This window comes from Pseudomonas sp. FW215-R2 (assembly GCF_058789255.1).
This window is the reverse complement of record NZ_JBYTBO010000006.1, coordinates 45134-62567: the sequence shown is the minus strand read 5'-3', so window position 1 is coordinate 62567 and position 17434 is coordinate 45134. Positions and strand designations below refer to the sequence as shown.

At 62.7% G+C, this 17434-nt stretch carries 15 protein-coding genes; 10 read left to right on the top strand and 5 right to left on the bottom strand.

The window, feature by feature from the left end; all coding sequences use genetic code 11:
- Positions 1–119: 119 nt before the first annotated feature.
- Together AC3WRD_RS10395 and AC3WRD_RS10390 are read right to left on the bottom strand one after the other, a co-directional pair.
- A complete protein-coding gene (locus AC3WRD_RS10395; protein WP_102620875.1) occupies positions 120–1049 on the bottom strand; it encodes an NAD-dependent epimerase/dehydratase family protein in 930 nt (309 codons plus the stop codon).
- Positions 1042–1926, bottom strand: a complete 885-nt coding sequence (locus AC3WRD_RS10390; RefSeq protein ID WP_096820741.1) for a sugar nucleotide-binding protein — start codon at positions 1924–1926, stop codon at positions 1042–1044. The genes AC3WRD_RS10395 and AC3WRD_RS10390 overlap by 8 nt, the downstream gene beginning before the upstream one ends.
- 178 nt (positions 1927–2104) lie before the next feature.
- Between AC3WRD_RS10390 and AC3WRD_RS10385 the strand changes: the two genes are divergently transcribed.
- The 5 genes from AC3WRD_RS10385 to AC3WRD_RS10365 all read left to right on the top strand — a co-directional run bounded on the left by AC3WRD_RS10385 (position 2105) and on the right by AC3WRD_RS10365 (position 10997).
- Positions 2105–6400, top strand: a complete 4296-nt coding sequence (locus AC3WRD_RS10385; RefSeq protein WP_102620876.1) for a DEAD/DEAH box helicase — start codon at positions 2105–2107, stop codon at positions 6398–6400.
- Between the two features lie 132 nt (positions 6401–6532).
- The gene (locus AC3WRD_RS10380; protein ID WP_096820739.1) at positions 6533–7744 is read left to right on the top strand and encodes an MFS transporter; all 1212 of its coding nucleotides are present in this window, start codon (positions 6533–6535) and stop codon (positions 7742–7744) included.
- 186 nt (positions 7745–7930) lie between these two features.
- A complete protein-coding gene (locus AC3WRD_RS10375) occupies positions 7931–8728 on the top strand; it encodes an endonuclease/exonuclease/phosphatase family protein (protein WP_102620877.1) in 798 nt (265 codons plus the stop codon).
- Positions 8725–10011 carry a cardiolipin synthase ClsB gene (clsB, locus tag AC3WRD_RS10370; protein WP_102620878.1) on the top strand — a complete coding sequence of 429 codons (1287 nt, stop codon included), beginning with the start codon at positions 8725–8727 and terminating at the stop codon, positions 10009–10011. The genes AC3WRD_RS10375 and clsB overlap by 4 nt, the downstream gene beginning before the upstream one ends.
- A complete protein-coding gene (locus tag AC3WRD_RS10365; RefSeq protein ID WP_102620879.1) occupies positions 10008–10997 on the top strand; it encodes a lysylphosphatidylglycerol synthase domain-containing protein in 990 nt (329 codons plus the stop codon). The genes clsB and AC3WRD_RS10365 overlap by 4 nt, the downstream gene beginning before the upstream one ends.
- Here AC3WRD_RS10365 and AC3WRD_RS10360 read toward each other — a convergent pair whose 3' ends face one another.
- The 3 genes from AC3WRD_RS10360 to AC3WRD_RS10350 form a co-directional block, all read right to left on the bottom strand.
- The gene (locus AC3WRD_RS10360; protein ID WP_102620880.1) at positions 10998–11756 is read right to left on the bottom strand and encodes an alpha/beta hydrolase family protein; all 759 of its coding nucleotides are present in this window, start codon (positions 11754–11756) and stop codon (positions 10998–11000) included.
- Entirely contained in the window at positions 11746–12855 is a 1110-nt protein-coding gene (locus tag AC3WRD_RS10355; protein ID WP_102620881.1) for a DUF3182 family protein, read from the bottom strand. The genes AC3WRD_RS10360 and AC3WRD_RS10355 overlap by 11 nt, the downstream gene beginning before the upstream one ends.
- Before the next feature lie 178 nt (positions 12856–13033).
- Positions 13034–14029 carry a GlxA family transcriptional regulator gene (locus AC3WRD_RS10350; RefSeq protein WP_102620882.1) on the bottom strand — a complete coding sequence of 332 codons (996 nt, stop codon included), beginning with the start codon at positions 14027–14029 and terminating at the stop codon, positions 13034–13036.
- Between the two features lie 101 nt (positions 14030–14130).
- On the opposite strand from AC3WRD_RS10350, the gene AC3WRD_RS10345 reads away from it, so the two are divergent.
- The 5 genes from AC3WRD_RS10345 (at position 14131) to AC3WRD_RS10325 (ending at position 17422) form a co-directional block, all read left to right on the top strand.
- The gene (locus AC3WRD_RS10345) at positions 14131–14685 is read left to right on the top strand and encodes a cysteine hydrolase family protein (RefSeq protein ID WP_096820732.1); all 555 of its coding nucleotides are present in this window, start codon (positions 14131–14133) and stop codon (positions 14683–14685) included.
- Positions 14686–14839: 154 nt separating this feature from the next.
- Positions 14840–15508, top strand: a complete 669-nt coding sequence (locus AC3WRD_RS10340; protein WP_102620883.1) for a YjfI family protein — start codon at positions 14840–14842, stop codon at positions 15506–15508.
- Positions 15509–15525: 17 nt separating this feature from the next.
- A complete protein-coding gene (locus tag AC3WRD_RS10335; protein WP_102620884.1) occupies positions 15526–16224 on the top strand; it encodes a PspA/IM30 family protein in 699 nt (232 codons plus the stop codon).
- Between the two features lie 123 nt (positions 16225–16347).
- Positions 16348–16983, top strand: a complete 636-nt coding sequence (locus AC3WRD_RS10330; RefSeq protein ID WP_096820729.1) for a DUF2491 family protein — start codon at positions 16348–16350, stop codon at positions 16981–16983.
- 13 nt (positions 16984–16996) lie between these two features.
- Positions 16997–17422, top strand: a complete 426-nt coding sequence (locus AC3WRD_RS10325; protein WP_102620885.1) for a DUF350 domain-containing protein — start codon at positions 16997–16999, stop codon at positions 17420–17422.
- Positions 17423–17434: the final 12 nt, after the last annotated feature.

The window sequence follows — 17434 nt, the reverse complement described above, 5'->3', positions numbered from 1 at the left end:
ATGTTACGCAATCGACCGGGGAGCAAGCTCCCTCGCTACAGGAAATGTGTTTGAAATCCGATTTCCGGCCGTGAAAAAGGCGCCTGTCAAAAGGCGCCTTTTTCATGTCTGCGAGAAGCTCAGCGGCCGAGCAGACGTGCCAGGCCGACGCTCATCGGCGTTGGCGTCGGGCACTTGAATCGCTCAAGCAGCCGAGCGTTGTTCGCACGCGAATGACGGATGTCACCGGAGCGCGCCGGGCCATAGCTGACCGGCGGCAGTTCACCGACCACTGCTTCCAGCGCGGCCAGCATCTGCTTGAGATTGGTCGCCTGATTCCAGCCGACGTTCACCGCGCCGACTTGTGCTTCAGGTTTTTCCAGGGCCTGCACCAGCACGTCGACCAGATCTTCGACGTACATGAAATCCCGGGTCTGCTCGCCATCGCCGAACACGGTGATCGGCAAGCCTTTCTGCGCGCGCTCACTGAAGATGCTGATCACGCCGGAGTACGGCGAGGACGGATCCTGACGCGGGCCGAAAATGTTGAAGAAGCGGAAGATCACCGGTTCCAGACCGTGCTGGCGACGGTAGAAATCGAAGTAGTGCTCGCCGGCCAGTTTGTCCGATGCATACGGCGTCAATGGCGCTTTCGGCGTGTCTTCGTTGATCGACTCGCCCTCGCCATTGTTGCCGTAGACCGCGGCGCTGGAGGCGAACAGCACGCGCTTCACGCCGGCCTCGCGCATCGCTTCGCAGACGTTGAGCGTGCCGATGAAATTGCTCTGGTGAGTCTTCACCGGATCATCCACCGACGCCTGCACCGACGCCACGGCGGCCAGGTGCGCGACTGCGCTGCAACCCAGCATCGCCTGGGCGACCAGCGCGGCATCGGCGACGTCGCCGACGATCAGCTCGACCTTGGGATTGTCCAGCGGCAGGTTGCTGCGTTTGCCGGTCGACAAGTCATCGAGGATCCGTACCGAGTGGCCGTTGGCGAGCAACGCGTCAGTCAGGTGCGAACCGATGAAACCGGCGCCGCCGGTGATTAAAACAGGGCCGTCAGCCATGGCGATAAAACCTATCCAGTAAGCCCGGGAGTGCGGCACGCCAGGCGCGCGGCTTGATCCCGAAAGTGTGCAGAATTTTCTTGCAGGCCAGCACCGCGTGTTGCGGCTCTTCAGCGGCATCCTCACGCGCGGCGTGGGCCTGGGCGGTCGGTTCTTCGATCGCCAGCGGATGCAGGCTGCGAGCCTCGGTGAGAATCGCCTGCCCCAGCGCCAGCGGTGTGGTCGCCTCGTGGCCGGCGTAGTGGTAAGTGCCCCACAGCGGCGCGGCGCAATCGAGTTGTTTGAGCACCGAAATGATCACCCGGGCCGCATCGTCGACCGGGGTCGGATTGCCGCGACGGTCGTCAGCCAGCAGCAATTCTTCCGGCTGTTCGGCACGGGCCAGGAATCGCCCGAGGGTGCCTTCCGGGCTGTCATCGAGCAGCCAGCCAAAGCGCAGCAACACGTGCTGCGGGCAAGTGGCGCGTACGCTCTGCTCGATCCGCCACAGCGCCTGACCGCGCAGGCCCAACGGCACGGGCTCGTCCTTTTCGCTGTAGGCGGTGGCACGGGAACCGTCGAATACCCGGTAGCTGGACGGTTGCACCAGCACGATGTTGTGGTGCTGGCACAGTTCGGCCAGACGCTCGATGGCGCGTTCCTGGCCCGACAGACGGCTTTCGCTGACGGTCTCGGCCTGGAACCAGTCGAAATAGTAGGCAAGGTTGATCAATGCATCGGGACGGGTGTCGTCGAGCAGTTGTGTCAGGCTCGCGGCATCCCAGCCGTCTTCGGGCGGGCGGGGGGCGAGGAAACCGATGTCTTCCTCCGCACCGAGGCGAATCAGCGCCTGCCCAAGGGCATTTCCGCCGCCCAGTAACATAAGGCGCATTCGCATAGAGTCAGCAGGCCCAGTCTGATTGGAACGATGGCTTTAGCGACGATGCTCGTGGCACCGTCGTCGATAATTGCCGGAATCGTTGCATTTTGCGGGTTTAGTGCGCAACCGTCACCCGTAAAGTGTAGATCCCCAGCGGTACTTGCAACTTCGCCCGCTCACCCGCATAACTGAAGCCATGAATCTGCCCCTCCCCAAGGACGCGGCCCTGGCAGGCTTCCACCCCGCTGTCAGCGCCTGGTTCAGCCGCACATTCGCGACGGTCACCGCCGCCCAGGCCCGCGCATGGCCGTTGATCCGCCAGCGTCGCTCGACGCTGATCGCCGCGCCCACCGGCTCCGGCAAGACCCTCACCGCATTTCTCGCGGTGCTCGACGATCTGGTCCACCGTGGCCTGGAAACCCCGGACGGTCTGCCGGACGAGACGCTGGTGGTCTACGTTTCGCCGCTCAAGGCGTTGTCCAACGACATCCGCATCAACCTGCAGAATCCGCTGGCCGGGATAACCGACCAGTTACGTCAAATGGACCTGCCGGCACTGGAAATCACCACCGCCGTACGCACCGGTGACACCCCGCAAAAAGACCGCGCCGCCATGCGCAAAAGTGCGCCGCACATTCTGGTGACCACCCCGGAATCGCTCTACGTACTGCTCGGTTCGGAGTCCGGGCGCAAAATGCTCGGCACCACGCGCACGGTGATCGTCGATGAAATCCACGCCATTGCCGCCAGCAAACGTGGCAGCCACCTGGCCCTGAGCCTCGAACGCTTGCAGGCGCTGTGCGCCGAACCGCTGACCCGCATCGGCCTGTCGGCCACGCAAAAACCGATCGATGCGATCGCACGGTTTCTGGTCGGCCATGAGCGCCCGTGCGAAATCATCGACATCGGCCACGCCCGTCCACGGGATCTGGGCATCGAAGTGCCGCCGGTGCCGTTGTCGGCGGTCATGGCCAATGATGTCTGGGAGCTGGTCTACGACCGCCTCGCCACGCTCGCCCGCGAACACCGCACCACGCTGATTTTCGTCAACACCCGGCGCCTGGCCGAACGCCTGAGCCGGCACCTGAGCGAACGCCTCGGCAAACACGCGGTGGCCGCGCACCACGGCAGCCTCGCCAAGGAATTTCGTCTCGACGCCGAACAGCGACTCAAGCGTGGCGAGTTGCAAGTGCTGATCGCCACTGCATCGCTGGAACTGGGGATCGACATCGGTGAGGTCGACCTTGTGTGCCAGATCGCTTCACCGCGTTCGATTGCCGGTTTTCTGCAACGGGTCGGCCGTTCCGGACACCAGGTTGGCGGCACGCCCAAGGGGCGCCTGTTCGCCACCACCCGCGATGACTTGATCGAATGCGCCGCGCTGCTCGACTGCGTGCGCCGGGGCGAACTCGACACCCTGCACATCCCCGAAGCGCCGCTGGATGTGCTGGCGCAGCAGATCATCGCCGAGGTCAGTTGCCAGGAGTGGGCCGAGGACACGTTACTCGCACTGCTTCGTCACGCGGAACCCTACGCCGACCTCGACGAAAAGCATTATCAGGCGCTGCTGACCATGCTCGCCGAGGGCTACAACGGCCGTCAGGGCATCCGCAGCGCCTACCTGCACCGCGACGCTGTAAGCCGAACCTTGCGCGGACGACGCGGTGCGCAACTGACGGCCGTGACCAGCGGCGGCACTATCCCGGACAACGCCGACTACAGCGTGCTGCTGGAACCTCAGGGCCTGAACATCGGCAGCGTCAACGAAGACTTCGCCGTGGAAAGCATTGCCGGCGATGTGTTCCAGCTCGGCAACACCTCCTACCGAATCCTGCGGGTGGAAACCGGCAAGGTGCGGGTCGAGGATGCCCAGGGCCAACCGCCGACCATTCCGTTCTGGCTCGGCGAGGCGCCCGGTCGCAGCGCCGAATTGTCGATGGCCGTGGCCCGCCTGCAGGCACAGCTCGATCAACTGCTGAGCGCCAGCCCCGGCGACCTGCAACCGGCCCTCGACTGGCTGACCGCAACCCTGGGACTGGACCTGGCCAGCGCCGAACAGCTTGTGGATTATCTGGCCCGAGCCCGCCTCTCCCTCGGCGCCCTGCCGTCCCAGGACACGCTGCTGATGGAGCGGTTTTTCGACGAATCCGGCGGCACCCAACTGATCATCCACTCGCCATTCGGCAGCCGTATCAATCGCGCCTGGGGCCTGGCCCTGCGCAAGCGCTTCTGCCGCACCTTCAATTTCGAATTGCAGGCCGCCGCCAGCGAAGACGCCATCGTGCTGTCGCTGTCCACCAGCCACAGTTTCGAACTCGACGAGGTCTGGCGTTATCTGCGCAGCAACAGCGCCGAGCACATCCTGATTCAAGCGGTGCTGGATGCGCCGTTGTTCGGCGTACGCTGGCGCTGGAACGCCGGGGTGGCGCTGGCCCTGCCGCGCTTTGTCGGCGGGCGAAAAGTCCCGCCGCAGTTGCAGCGAATGAAAAGCGAAGACCTGATCGCCAGCGTGTTTCCCGATCAGATCGCCTGCCTGGAAAATCTCGCCGGCGAACGGGAAATCCCCGAGCATCCGCTGGTGGAACAGACCCTCGACGATTGCCTGCACGAAGCGATGGACAGCGAGGGCTGGCTCGTTCTCCTGCGACGGATGGAACGCGGCGAAGTGCGCCTGATCGCCCGCGATCTGCCGGCGCCCTCGCCGCTGGCGGCGGAAATCCTCAGCGCACGCCCCTACACCTTTCTCGACGACGCGCCGCTGGAAGAGCGTCGCACCCAGGCTGTGCTCAACCGCCGCTGGAGCGATCCACAATCCACCGATGACCTCGGTGCGCTGGACGCCGACGCGATCACCGCCGTACGTGAAGAAGCCTGGCCAACGCCGAACAGCCCCGATGAAATGCACGAAGCGCTGATGAGCCTGGCCTGCATCAGCGACCGCGAAGTCGAGGCCAACCTGCATTGGCGCGATTGGCTGAATGCGTTGGCCGACACGGGTCGAGCCTGCCAACTGCAAATCGATCCCGAGCATTCGCTCTGGTTGGCGCGAGAACGCCTGACCTGTCTGCAAGCGCTTTATCCACAGGCATCTTCAGTACTGCAAGCCCTGCCCGGTTTTGATGAAGTCTGGACCGCCGACGATGCCTTGGTGGAAGTCATCCGCGCACGGCTGAGTGCATTCGGCCCGCTACCACTGGAGGCCATCGCGCAACCGCTGTCATTGCTGCCCGCTCACGTCCATCAAGCCCTCGCCCGACTGGAACGCGAAGGCTATGTACTGCGCGGTCAATTCACGCCGGGGCTGAAGACTGAAGAATGGTGCGAACGGCATCTGCTGGCGCGAATTCACCGCTACACCGTCAAGCGCCTGCGCCGGGAAATCGAACCGGTGGCGTTGCAGGATTTCATGCGTTTCCTGTTCGACTGGCAGCATGTCTCCCCGTCCACCCGGGGTCAGGGCAGCGCCGTGTTGCCGGCGATTGTCGGTCAGTTCGAAGGCTATCCGGCTGCCGCCTCGGCGTGGGACAGCGACATTCTTCCGGCGCGGCTCAAGGACTATTCACCGAGTTGGCTGGATGATTTGTGCCGCAGCGGAAAACTGGTGTGGACACGCCTCAGCGCCCGGCAAAAAACCAGCGGCACGGCGCTGCGCAGTACGCCCGTGGTGCTGTTGCCGCGCAGTCAGGTCGGGTTGTGGAGCGCACTGGCCGAGCAGACGCCGATCAGTGAACTGTCGCCTAAAACGCAGAAAGTCTTCGAGGCCCTCAATCAGCACGGGGCGCTGTTTTTCGATGAGCTGATTCATGAAGCGCACCTGCTGCGCACCGAACTGGAAATCGCCTTGCAGGAACTGGTCGGCGCTGGCCTGGTGAACGCCGACAGTTTTGCCGGCCTGCGGGCACTGATCACCCCGGCGAGCAAGCGCCAGCAACGCAGCAGTCGACGCGGGCGCGGGGCGTTCGTGGGTGGCATGGACGATGCCGGGCGCTGGGCGCTTTTACGTCGTGGGTCAGTCGCGGAAAGCAGCCAGACAGCGCCGCCCGAGACACTCGAACACATCGCCATGACTCTGTTGCGCCGATACGGCGTGGTGTTCTGGCGCCTGCTGGAACGCGAAGCCGATTGGCTGCCGAGCTGGCGCGAACTCCTGCGCACCTTTCACCGGCTGGAGGCCCGAGGCGAGATTCGCGGCGGGCGGTTTGTCAGTGGCCTGGCCGGTGAACAATTCGCCCTGCCCGAGGCGATTCCGCTGCTGCGCGAAGTGCGCCGTCGCCCCCATGACGGCAGCCTGATCGCGGTGTGCGGGGTCGATCCGCTGAACCTCGCCGGCACTTTGTTGCCGGGCGCGAAAGTGCCGGCGCTGGCGAGCAACCGGCTGGTGTATCGCGACGGGTTGCCGGTGGCGGCCGAGATTGCCGGCAAGCAGCAGTTCTGGCCGGAGCTGGATCAGGTCTCCATGGAACAGGTGCGCAACAAACTGATTCGGCATTGAGCTCAAGAACGCCTTGAGGGCAGCGTTTGATCTTTGCTCCCAAGTCAAATATCAAATGCCCATCCCTGTATTTTTCCTCCCTCGCCAAACCCCGACACTGCGCTCCATTCAATCCTCAACCGGAGTGCTGTCATGCCCATTGCCTTGCTCGCGCTGACGCTCAGCGCATTTGCCATCGGGACGACCGAGTTCGTCATCGTTGGCCTGCTTCCCACCATTGGCGCCGATCTTGGCGTCAGTCTGCCGTCCGCCGGTCTGCTGGTCAGTCTCTACGCCCTCGGCGTGGCCATCGGTGCGCCGGTGCTGACCGCGCTCACCGGCAAAGTCCCGCGCAAACTGTTGCTGCTGTCGCTGATGGTGCTGTTTACCCTCGGCAACCTGCTGGCCTGGCTGGCGCCGAGTTATGAATCGCTGGTGCTGGCACGGATCGTCACCGGCCTTGCCCACGGCGTGTTCTTCTCCATCGGCTCGACCATAGCCACCAGCCTGGTGCCCAAGGAAAAGGCCGCCAGCGCGATTGCGATCATGTTCACCGGGCTGACCGTGGCACTGGTCACCGGCGTACCGCTGGGCACCTTCATCGGTCAGCATTTCGGCTGGCGTGAAACCTTCCTCGCCGTGTCGGCGCTGGGCGTCATCGCGTTCATCGGCAGCTTGCTGTATGTGCCGAAAAACATCGCCCACAGCAAGCCGGCTTCGTTGCTGCAACAGTTGCAGGTGCTCAAACAGCCGCGCCTGCTGCTGGTCTACGCCATGACCGCCATCGGTTACGGCGGCTCGTTCATTGCCTTCACCTACCTGGCGCCGATTCTTCAGGACATCTCGGGCTTCAGCGCCGGCACGGTCAGCCTGGTGCTGCTGGTGTACGGCGTATCGGTCGCCGTCGGCAATATCTGGGGCGGCAAACTGGCGGACAAGCGCGGGCCGATCAGCGCCCTGAAAATCATCTTCGCCCTGCTCGCCGCCGTGCTGTTCGTGCTCACTTTCACCGCCGGCAACCCGTGGCTGGCACTGGCCACCGTGCTGGTCTGGGGCGCGGTCGCCTTCGGCAACGTGCCGGGTTTGCAGGTGTACGTGGTGCGTCAGGCTGAACATCACACGCCGCAGGCAGTCGATGTGGCTTCAGGGCTGAACATTGCGGCGTTCAACCTCGGGATCGCCGGCGGTGCCTGGGGTGGCGGGCTGATTGTCGAACACATCGGCCTGATCCACACCGCGTGGATCGGCGGGCTGGTGGTGCTGGTGGCATTGGCCCTGACAGCCTTGAGCGGTCGCCTCGACCGGCTGGGTCCGGTGTATGCCGAACCCGCTGAAGGCTCTGCTCGCGTCATTACCGGCCACTGATCCGGCGAATACCGACCGTCCGTAGTCCCGCCGAAACTTTCTCGAACCGCCCGCAGTCCCCAATAGACAGAGGCGGTACGAGGACTTTCGACGGGAGGACGGCATGGCGGCGATTCGCATCGATGACTCAAAGGGGCGCCCTGCCCCTTGGCGCGACCAGCGCCACCCCCCTGCGGGCATGCCGTCATGAGCATTCCCGAGCCGGTCGGCGTCACCGATGAACACGCCACCGTCATCACCACGGTGCGTCGTTTCACGGTACTGACGGTCAACACCCACAAGGGCTTCACCGCGCTGAACCGTCGCTTCATTCTCCCGGAACTGCGCGAAGCGGTCCGCAGCGTGTCCGCCGACGTGGTGTTCCTGCAGGAAGTCCACGGCACCCACGAACACCATCCCAAGCGCTACAACAATTGGCCGACGATGCCGCAATACGAGTTCCTCGCCGACAGCCTGTGGCCGCAGTTCGCCTACGGGCGCAACGCGGTGTATCCGGAGGGCGATCACGGCAACGCCCTGCTGTCGAAATTCCAGATCGTGCGCCACGACAACCTCGACGTTTCCATCAGCGGTCATGAAAACCGTGGTCTGTTGCATTGCGTGCTGCGCCTGCCGGGAGACGCTCGCGAATTGCACGCGATCTGCGTGCACCTGGGCCTGCGTGAAAGTCATCGCAACGCACAGCTGAAACTGCTGCGAAAACGCCTCGCCGACCTGCCCGACGATGCACCGGTGATCGTCGCCGGCGACTTCAACGACTGGCGCCAGCGCGCCGATGCGCTGCTGGAACCTTGCGGTCTGCGTGAAGTGTTTGCCGAACATCAGGGCAAACCGGCGCGCAGTTTTCCGGCGCGTTGGCCGGCGTTGCGGCTGGACCGGATCTACGTGCGCAACCTCAAGACCAGCCAGCCGAAGGTGCTCGCCAACCGACCCTGGTCACACCTTTCCGATCATGTGCCGCTGTCCGTGGAGATCGAACTATGAGCAGCGCGCCGCTGGAAAAATCCGCCGTGGAACCGATCACCATCACCCCACCGATCCGCGAGCCCGGCCAAGTCGATGTCGACTATGGCTGGCAGGGCAACAACCGCGTCGAACTGCTGGAAAACGGCGAGGATTATTTCCCGCGAGTCTTCGATGCCATGCGCACGGCGAAGAGTGAAATCCTGCTGGAGACCTTCATCGTTTTCGAAGACAAGGTCGGCAACGAGTTGCAGCAGATTCTGATCGACGCCGCCCGGCGTGGCGTGCGCACCACCGTCAGTCTCGACGGCTTCGGTTGCGGCGAATTGAGCACCGGTTACCTCACCGCGTTGAGCGAGGCCGGTGTGCACCTGCAAATCTTCGACCCAGCGCCCAAACGCCTGGGTTTTCGCACCAACTGGTTCCGGCGCCTGCACCGCAAGATCGTAGTGGTCGACGGGCTGATTGCGTTCATCGGCGGGATCAATTTTTCCGGCGATCACCTGGCGGATTTCGGCCCCGAGGCGAAGCAGGATTACGCGGTGCAAGTTCAGGGCCCGGCGGTGGCCGACATCCATCACTTCGCCCTGCTGCAAAGCGGTCGTCCCGGCCGGGCGCGGTTCTGGTGGCAGCGTCGACGCCAGCGGCGGGCGGAGATGGCGTTCACCGAACATGACGGTCAGGTGCGATTGGTATTCCGCGACAACGACCAGCACCACACCGATATCGAAGACGTTTATTTGCAGGTATTGCGCCGCGCCCGGCGGCGGGTGGTGATCGCCAATGCCTATTTCTTTCCCGGTTATCGCTTGCTGCGCGAGATGCGCAACGCGGCCCGGCGCGGCGTCGATGTGCGGCTGATCCTCCAGGGCCAGCCGGACATGCTGGTGGCCAAACTCGCAGCGCGCATGACCTACGACTACCTGCTCAAGGCCGGGGTGCAGATCCACGAATATTGCGAGCGGCCGCTGCACGGCAAAGTGGCGCTGGTGGATGAGGATTGGAGCACTGTCGGGTCGAGCAATCTTGATCCGCTGAGCCTGTCACTGAACCTGGAAGCCAATGTGTTGATCCGTGACCGGGCCTTCAATCAGGAGCTGTTTCGCCGTCTGGAAGATCTCAGCCAAAACCACTGCAAAGCGATGGACGTTGATCAGGCTCCGAGCGGGCGCCTCTGGCACATGACCGTGGGGTTTCTGGTGTTTCATTTCCTGCGCCATTTCCCGGCCATGGCCGGCTGGCTGCCGGCGCACAAACCACGGTTGAAACCCTTTATCCGCACTGCTGGGAGCGATCCGTCATGAGCCGCTCCGATGCTCTCGCCGCCACACATGTGAAAGCCGCTGCCACATCTCGCTGGAGCCGCTGGAAGCGCCCGCTGACGCTCCTTTTTTTCCTCGCGCTGATCGTTCTGCTGACAATGTTCGCCAGTCGCATCGAATGGGCTGAAGTGCTGCAAACCCTCGCCGACTTCAAGGTACGCACGCTGATCATCGCCTCCAGCCTGACGCTGTTGAGCTTTCTGGTATACGCCAGTTTCGACCTGATCGGCCGCACTTACATTCGCCAGGAGCTGACCTGGAAACAGATCCTGCCGGTGGGCATCATCAGTTACGCATTCAACCTCAATCTGAGCGCGTGGGTCGGCGGGATTGCCATGCGCTATCGGTTGTACTCACGGCTCGGCGTGAGCAAAAGCAACATCGCCAAGATCCTCGGGCTGAGCCTGGCCACCAACTGGTTCGGCTACATGACCATCGCCGGCGCGGTGTTCAGCAGCGGTCTGGTCAGCATGCCGCCGGGCTGGAAAGTCAGCAGCGATGCGTTGCAGGGCATCGGCGTTTTGCTGCTGTTGCTGAGTGCCGGTTACTTGGTCGCCTGCCAGTTTTCCCGGCGGCGCGAGTGGTCGATTCGCGGGGTGGAAATCAATCTGCCGTCGTTGCGCATGGCCGTCCTGCAACTGTTGCTCGGCGCGCTGAACTGGTCGTTGATGGCGGCGGTGATTTTCACCTTGCTGCCGGGCAAGCTCGACTATCCACTGGTGCTCGGGGTGCTGTTGATCAGCGCGATTGCCGGGGTCATCACTCACATTCCGGCCGGGCTCGGCGTACTCGAAGCGGTGTTCGTCGCGCTGCTGCAACACGAGGCGTCGCGCGGCAGTCTGGTCGCGGGGTTGCTGGCGTATCGGGCGATCTATTTTCTGCTGCCGCTGCTGATCACGGTGGTGATGTATCTGGTGGTGGAAGCCAAGGCCAAGGCACTGCGGATCGAGAAAAAACCCAAGCCGTGATCAGCTCGATTGAATGATGCTCAACCGTTCGCCCACCACCATCTCGGTGATCCAGTCGACCAGGATCGAGGTGTAGGCCTGCTGAGAAGTTGGATCGCTCAGGGCATGGTCGGCGCCGTCGATGATCCGGTGGGTCAGCGAGTGGGTCTGCTGACACGCGGCGCGGTAACTCATGATCGTCGCGTGGGGCACGTAGTCGTCGGTTTCCGACTGCACCAGCAGCACATCGCCGGTGAATTGCGAGCAGGCATGCAGCGCCCGATTGCTGTCGGCGCGCACCAGCGTACCGCGATAATCGCGCAGGTCAGCCTTGTCCAGATCACGCTTGGGCGTGTGCCATTGTTCGTCGCGATAAAGCGCCGGCACCCGCAGCGCCAGCCAGCGCACCGGGCGCAATGAAGTGAGGATCGAAGCGAGATAACCGCCGTAGCTGGTGCCGACCACCGCGATGGCCGAGGTGTCCAGCGCCGGGTGCGCGAGCAGCCGGTCGTAGGCCGCCAGCAAGTCGCGCAGGTTGTCTTCACGGGTGACCCGGCTCAGCGGAATGCCGGTACCGCCGGTGTGCCCGCGCAGATCGAACGTCAGGCACACGCAGCCCAGGCCGGCGATGCCTTTGGCCCGTTCCAGATCTCGCTCCTGGCTACCGCCCCAACCGTGCACGAACAACACGCCGGGGACTTTCGATTTGGGACTGAGGAACGTCCCGCTCATCTGCTCGTCATCAATGTCGATCTGAATGCTTTCGCTTCTAGCCGTCATAGGATTTGACCGTTACGTATTTGAGGAGAAAGTCGCTGTTCTCGGCCGGACCGCGATAGACCTCGATAGCATCCGCCGGCAGGGCCTGGTCGATGTAGGTTTCCACCGACGACACGCGGATCGCGCACATCGACGGATCGTTGACGAAGCTCTGCAACGCCGCCACTTCCGCGCTGCTCGCGCCGCCCATGCGCCAGGATTGTTCGAGCACGCCGCTGCGCTGCTGACCATCGCTGCCCAGCCCCTGGGCGATGTCGTAATTGCGCCGCGAAGCGTAGAACCGTGGATAGGCTTCATCCGCCGCGCGGTCGAAAACCTGCGCCTGCTCGATGGCCAGCCGCACATCGTCCGGCAGATCCAGTGTCAGCAGCTCCTCGTAGCCGCCCTGCACCACCAGCAAATTCGAGCCGCCGTACACGCCTTCGCCGTGGGTGTCTTCGGTCAAGTATTGATCACCGCAGTAACTGAGCACCCGGTCGCCGATGAATGACTGACCGACGCTGTGGGTAACTACCTGGCTCAAGTCCTGCTCCAGCACCACGCCTTCGCTGAACTGTTTTGCAATGTCCGGGCGAGCGAGGATCTCGTCGAAAGCGTCGAGGCTCTTGATCACTTCCTGTCCGCGGCCGGCGCACGCATGAATCGGTTTGAGACGGATCGGGCCGCTGTACAGCAGATGTTCGGCGGCGGGTCGTGCATCTTTCAGATCAAACACGCTGAGCCCGTCGAGCACGACATTGCGCGTGCGCTCGGAAAACAGCGGCGACCAGCCTTGCGGCGCGCGGGCCCGATGGCTGCGCAAACCGTGGCTGATGGCTTTGGTGCAGATGAAATCGTGCTCGACGAAACCGCCCCACAGATCGTCCGGGCCTTTGATACCCAGCTCATGGGCCTTGGCAGCGCCGACGATGGTTTGGGTCGGCAGCAGATACAGGTCGCGACCACGATGCTTTTGCGCGTCGTAGCTGCCACCGAATTTCAGCCCGAGAATCTGCGCCAGCCAGCGGGCCAGCGCCTTGTTGGTCTGCACTTCGTGTTGTGGTGCGTCGGGGCGTACGGAATGGGCGACCACTATTTTGTTGCGAGGTGTCGGGGTCATGCGTCCCCCTTCCAGCGGCAAGATGAATGTAGGTCAGAGGGTGCAGAGATCAGGCCAAACGGCTGCCGCGTGAAACCCCACGCAAATCAGTGAGTTAGCCTTTTCGTACTGGCACCCCGCCCGTTTCAATCTGCACGACCGGCGCCATGGCCCCGGCATTTTGCACGACCGTCAGACGCTATCTCGCCAGCGCCGTCGGCGGTGTCACGCCAAACCGCGCCCGATAATCGCTCGGCGCCAGCCCGGTGATTTTCTTGAAGATCGCGCGAAATGCACCCGGATCCTGATATCCCACCGTCCACGCGATATGGTCGATGGTGCCGTTGGTGAACTCGAGCATTTCCCGTGCCTTGCCGACCCGCAGGTGCTGACAGTACTCGGTGGGTTTCAGGCCGGTCGCGGCACGGAAACGACGCAGGAATGTGCGCTCCTCCAGCCCCGAGCGCTCAGCCATCGAGGCCAGCGAAACGTCAGTCGCACCGGTGCTTTGCAGCCAGTGCTGGACCTTGAGAATCGACGCATCGCCATGGCTGAGGATCGGCGCGAAATTGCTGCCGCAGGCACTGGCGCTGTCGCTGTGTTCCATCACCAGGAACCGCGCTGTGGCGCTGGCGATGCTCGGCCCGAGCAGACGATCGACCAGTCGCAGCCCCAGCTCCGACCAGGCCATCAGCCCGGCGGTGGTGATCAGGTCGCCGTCATCGACAATCGGTGTGTCGGCCTTGAGTTTGATGTCTGGATAACGCTCGGCAAACGCCTTTGCCGAGGTCCAGTGAGTGGTGGCGCTGCGACCGTTGAGCAGGCCGCTTTCGGCCAGCAGCCACGAGCCCACGCAGACGCCGCCCAGCGTCGCGCCACGGGCATGCTGATCGCGCAGCCATTGCAGCAATCCCGGCGATGTCTGCTCTGCACTGAACCCGGCGATCGAAGGTGGGATCAGTACCGCCAGCAAGCCTGTTTCGGCTGCAGGATGACTGTCGTAAACCCTGACCGGAGCCTGTTCGTTTTCGACCTGCCAGTGACTCACCCGCAGCCTTGGCAATTGCGCGGCCTGATGCTCGACCGCGATCCGGTCGGCCACGCCGAACAGGTCAGTCAAGCCATGCACCGCCGCCAGTTGCGCACCGGGATAAATCAGCACGCCCAATTCGGCAACGGCCCTTTCAACACCCATTGTCAGTTTTCCCCTGTCTATTGTCGGTGCGGCCAATCCTCGAAGACGTAGCTGGCGCCGATACTGATTCCACACCCAACAAACACTTCGAGGACACACCCATGGCCAGGCAAGCACTCATCGTAGTCGATATCCAGAACGACTACTTCCCCCAAGGCAAGTGGCCGCTGGCTGGCGTCGACGCCGCTGCCGACAACGCCGCCCGACTGATCGCAGCGTTCCGTGAAGCGGGTGAGCCGGTGATCCATATCCGTCACGAATTCACCTCGGCGGATGCGCCGTTCTTCACCCCGGGCTCCGAGGGTGCCAAGTTGCATTCCAAGGTGCTCAACCGCGCCGACGAACCGGTGGTGCTCAAGCACTTCGTCAACTCGTTCCGCGAAACCGAACTGCAATCGATCCTTGATGAGCAAGACATCAAGGAACTGGTGGTGGTCGGCAGCATGAGCCACATGTGCATCGATGGCGTCACCCGTGCGGCGGCGGATCTGGGTTACACCGTCACGGTGATCCACGATGCCTGCGCCACCCGCGATCTGGAATTCAATGGCCTGACCGTGCCGGCGGCCTATGTACACGCAGCATTCATGTCATCGCTGGGTTTTGCCTACGCCAGCGTGGTCTCAGCAGACGAATTCCTCGCCGCCAGCCGTTAATTCTCGTGCGCGAACCTTCGCAATAGACACAGGCCCGCCATGTTGCGGGCCTTTTTTCGTGCACTGAAAAAATCTCACGCGTGAGCCATTGATGGCACTTTGAATTGGTTGTAGTGTGGCTCACGCGTGAGTTATTCATAACAGAGTCATCGCCATGAAAAGCAACTCCCCAGCAACAAAATCGGAGAGCCCGAAGGGAGTACGCTCGACAACGTCCGCGAAAAAACCATCGAGTTTCTATATGAAGCAGATGCGTGCGGGCCTGGCGGCCGCCGGTTATGTGAAACACGAAACTTGGGTGCTTCCGGAGAACCGAAGCTTGCTCAAGCAAATGGAGCAACAGCTACGCCAACCGATTCTGGCTGGCTCTTTCATGTCGGAGAATTACATGAGCGCAGGCAACAACTGGAACATCGATAGCCTCTACAACGCTTTCAAGGCACTGGACGAAGTGGCTTCGCAAGAAATCACCCTGTCCCTGATCCAGAGCGCCGAACCCAGCCTCAAGCTGGAAATGAACGAATTCGGCGGCCTGCCGATTCACATCGCCATCGCGGGTCAGCAGATCATCGTCGACACCGTGCTGGTGGACATCGATTCGATCACCGACGTGCGCGCCTTCAACGATGCGGTCCTGCGCAGCCGGGAAATGTTCCCGCTGTCGTCGATCGGCATCGAGACCATGCCCAACGGCCAGACTGTCTACAACATGTTCGGCGCGCTGAGTGCAGATTCGAGCCTGACCAACGTGGTCACCGAGGTGAAAACCCTGGTCGATAACGTGCAGCGCGCCAGCGAAGCCTTCGAACATTTCTTCAAGTAATCAACAGGGAAAGTCCAATGACTCAGTCCATCTGGAACAAGTTGTTCACCGCGCTGCGCGGCGGCGCAAATGAAGTCGGCGAAGCGATCGTCGATCAACAGGCCCTGCGCATCCTCGATCAGGAAATCCGTGACGCCGACAGCGCCCTGTCCAACGCCCGTCGCGAACTGGTCACCATCATGGCCAAGCACAAGCTGTCCGCCGACCGCGTGAGCGAGTACGACGCCAAGATCAAGGATCTGGAAGCCAAGGCAGTCTCTGCCCTGAACGCCGGCCGTGAAGACCTGGCGATGGAAGTGGCCGAGGCGATTTCGACCCTGACCAACGACCTGACCACCGAGAAGGCCCAGAGCGACGAGTTCGGCACCTACGCCGAAAACATGCGCAAGGACATCAACAAGGCCGAAGCGCGGATCAAGAGCCTGCGTCAGCAAGTGGACATGGCCAAGGCCCGTGAAAGCGTGCAGAAAGCGCAGGTCAGCGCCTCCATCGCCAGCGGCGGCGCCAACGGCAAGCTGGAAACCGCAGTCGGCACCCTGAACCGTCTGCAGGAGAAGCAAAAGCAACGCGCCGCCGAGCTGAACGCTCAGGACGAACTGACCGATGCCACGACCGGCAACGACCTGGAGCGCAAACTGCGCGACGCCGGCATCACGCCGAACGAGGGCAGCGCCAACGCGATCCTCGAGCGACTGAAGCAGAAGTCGGCCCAGTAAGGGCAGCCAGAGAAAAGAAGGGCACCGGGTGCCCTTCTTTTTCGCCTGCTCGTTTGTCACGAGGCCGGTACACTAGCGGCGTTTTGCCAACGAACACCTCCACCCGCTTCAAGGAATGTACCCATGGGATGGTTAAAGAACTTGCTGGGGACCCCGGCTCCAACACCTGAAGCTGTCGGCGGCCCGCTTGGTCTGGCGCAGGGCAAGGGGATCCGGTTCGATTCGACGCTCGGCCTGCTGCTCGATGGCAGCACCTCGGTACGGGTTCCCGATGCCCAGGCCATCTGGAGCGCCGGCTGGATCGACCTCGGCCAGTCGAACAAGCTGCATCGCTATTACCTGAACAACGAAGATTTCTGGCTGCAGGTCCACGTCACCGGCGACGATCAGATCGAATCGGTGACGCTGTTCAATTACGTCAGCTACGTCACGGTCAACAGTGACGCCGAGCTGCAGCGCCTGGCGGGCCCGAACAGCCTGATCGGCCTGCCGGCCTACACCCATGAGGGCGTGTCCTTCACCCGTGAATGGGGCACCGAACGCGGCCAGACCGAACTGGTCCCGCTCACCGAACAAGTGATCAATCCCGACGAGTCCTACACCATCGAACACCATTCGATGCTGTACGCCCGGGAAACCGGCCTGACCGACCGTCGTGAGCTGCTGCTGTTCTCCGTCGAACAGGACGAAGAAGGCACCGTCAGCCTGAGCACATCGCTGGGCATCTCGCTGTACACCACCGATCTGAGCACCATTTAAAAGGAAGTTCCCCATGCTGGAAGTGCTGTCCGTTTCCCTGAACAAGGCCGCGCTGGTCGGTTTCGCCGCCTACCTGATCGGCGCCGTGCTGCTGTTCATGCTGTTTCAGTTCGTCTACACCCGCATCACGCCGCACAAGGAATTCGAACTGATTCGCGGCGGCAACAACGCTGCCGCCATCGCCCTGTCGGGTGCGATCATCGGTTTCGCGATTCCGGCGAGCAACATCATCGCCCACTCGATCAACGTCCTCGATTTCGTGCTCTGGGCGGTGATCGCCGCTGCGGTGCAATTGCTGGCATTCCTGGCGACCGGCCTGGTGCTCAAAGGCACGTCCCAACGCATCGCCAATGGTGAAATCGCCGCCGGCATCTACGTCGCGGCGGTGGCGATCAGCGTCGGCATGCTCAACGCCGCGTGCATGACACCGTCCTACTGATCGGCAGGAAGC

Excerpts from the sequence above, each read along its gene's own strand:
- AC3WRD_RS10360 (WP_102620880.1), bottom strand. The coding sequence starts at position 11,756 with ATGACGGCTAGAAGCGAAAGCATTCAGATCGACATTGATGACGAGCAG.
- AC3WRD_RS10365 (WP_102620879.1), top strand. The coding sequence starts at position 10,008 with ATGAGCCGCTCCGATGCTCTCGCCGCCACACATGTGAAAGCCGCTGCC.
- AC3WRD_RS10385 (WP_102620876.1), top strand. The coding sequence starts at position 2,105 with ATGAATCTGCCCCTCCCCAAGGACGCGGCCCTGGCAGGCTTCCACCCC.
- AC3WRD_RS10355 (WP_102620881.1), bottom strand. The coding sequence starts at position 12,855 with ATGACCCCGACACCTCGCAACAAAATAGTGGTCGCCCATTCCGTACGC.
- AC3WRD_RS10395 (WP_102620875.1), bottom strand. The coding sequence starts at position 1,049 with ATGGCTGACGGCCCTGTTTTAATCACCGGCGGCGCCGGTTTCATCGGT.
- AC3WRD_RS10375 (WP_102620877.1), top strand. The coding sequence starts at position 7,931 with ATGAGCATTCCCGAGCCGGTCGGCGTCACCGATGAACACGCCACCGTC.
- AC3WRD_RS10325 (WP_102620885.1), top strand. The coding sequence starts at position 16,997 with ATGCTGGAAGTGCTGTCCGTTTCCCTGAACAAGGCCGCGCTGGTCGGT.
- AC3WRD_RS10380 (WP_096820739.1), top strand. The coding sequence starts at position 6,533 with ATGCCCATTGCCTTGCTCGCGCTGACGCTCAGCGCATTTGCCATCGGG.
- AC3WRD_RS10350 (WP_102620882.1), bottom strand. The coding sequence starts at position 14,029 with ATGGGTGTTGAAAGGGCCGTTGCCGAATTGGGCGTGCTGATTTATCCC.
- AC3WRD_RS10345 (WP_096820732.1), top strand. The coding sequence starts at position 14,131 with ATGGCCAGGCAAGCACTCATCGTAGTCGATATCCAGAACGACTACTTC.
- clsB (WP_102620878.1), top strand. The coding sequence starts at position 8,725 with ATGAGCAGCGCGCCGCTGGAAAAATCCGCCGTGGAACCGATCACCATC.
- AC3WRD_RS10340 (WP_102620883.1), top strand. The coding sequence starts at position 14,840 with ATGAAAAGCAACTCCCCAGCAACAAAATCGGAGAGCCCGAAGGGAGTA.
- AC3WRD_RS10330 (WP_096820729.1), top strand. The coding sequence starts at position 16,348 with ATGGGATGGTTAAAGAACTTGCTGGGGACCCCGGCTCCAACACCTGAA.
- AC3WRD_RS10335 (WP_102620884.1), top strand. The coding sequence starts at position 15,526 with ATGACTCAGTCCATCTGGAACAAGTTGTTCACCGCGCTGCGCGGCGGC.
- AC3WRD_RS10390 (WP_096820741.1), bottom strand. The coding sequence starts at position 1,926 with ATGCGAATGCGCCTTATGTTACTGGGCGGCGGAAATGCCCTTGGGCAG.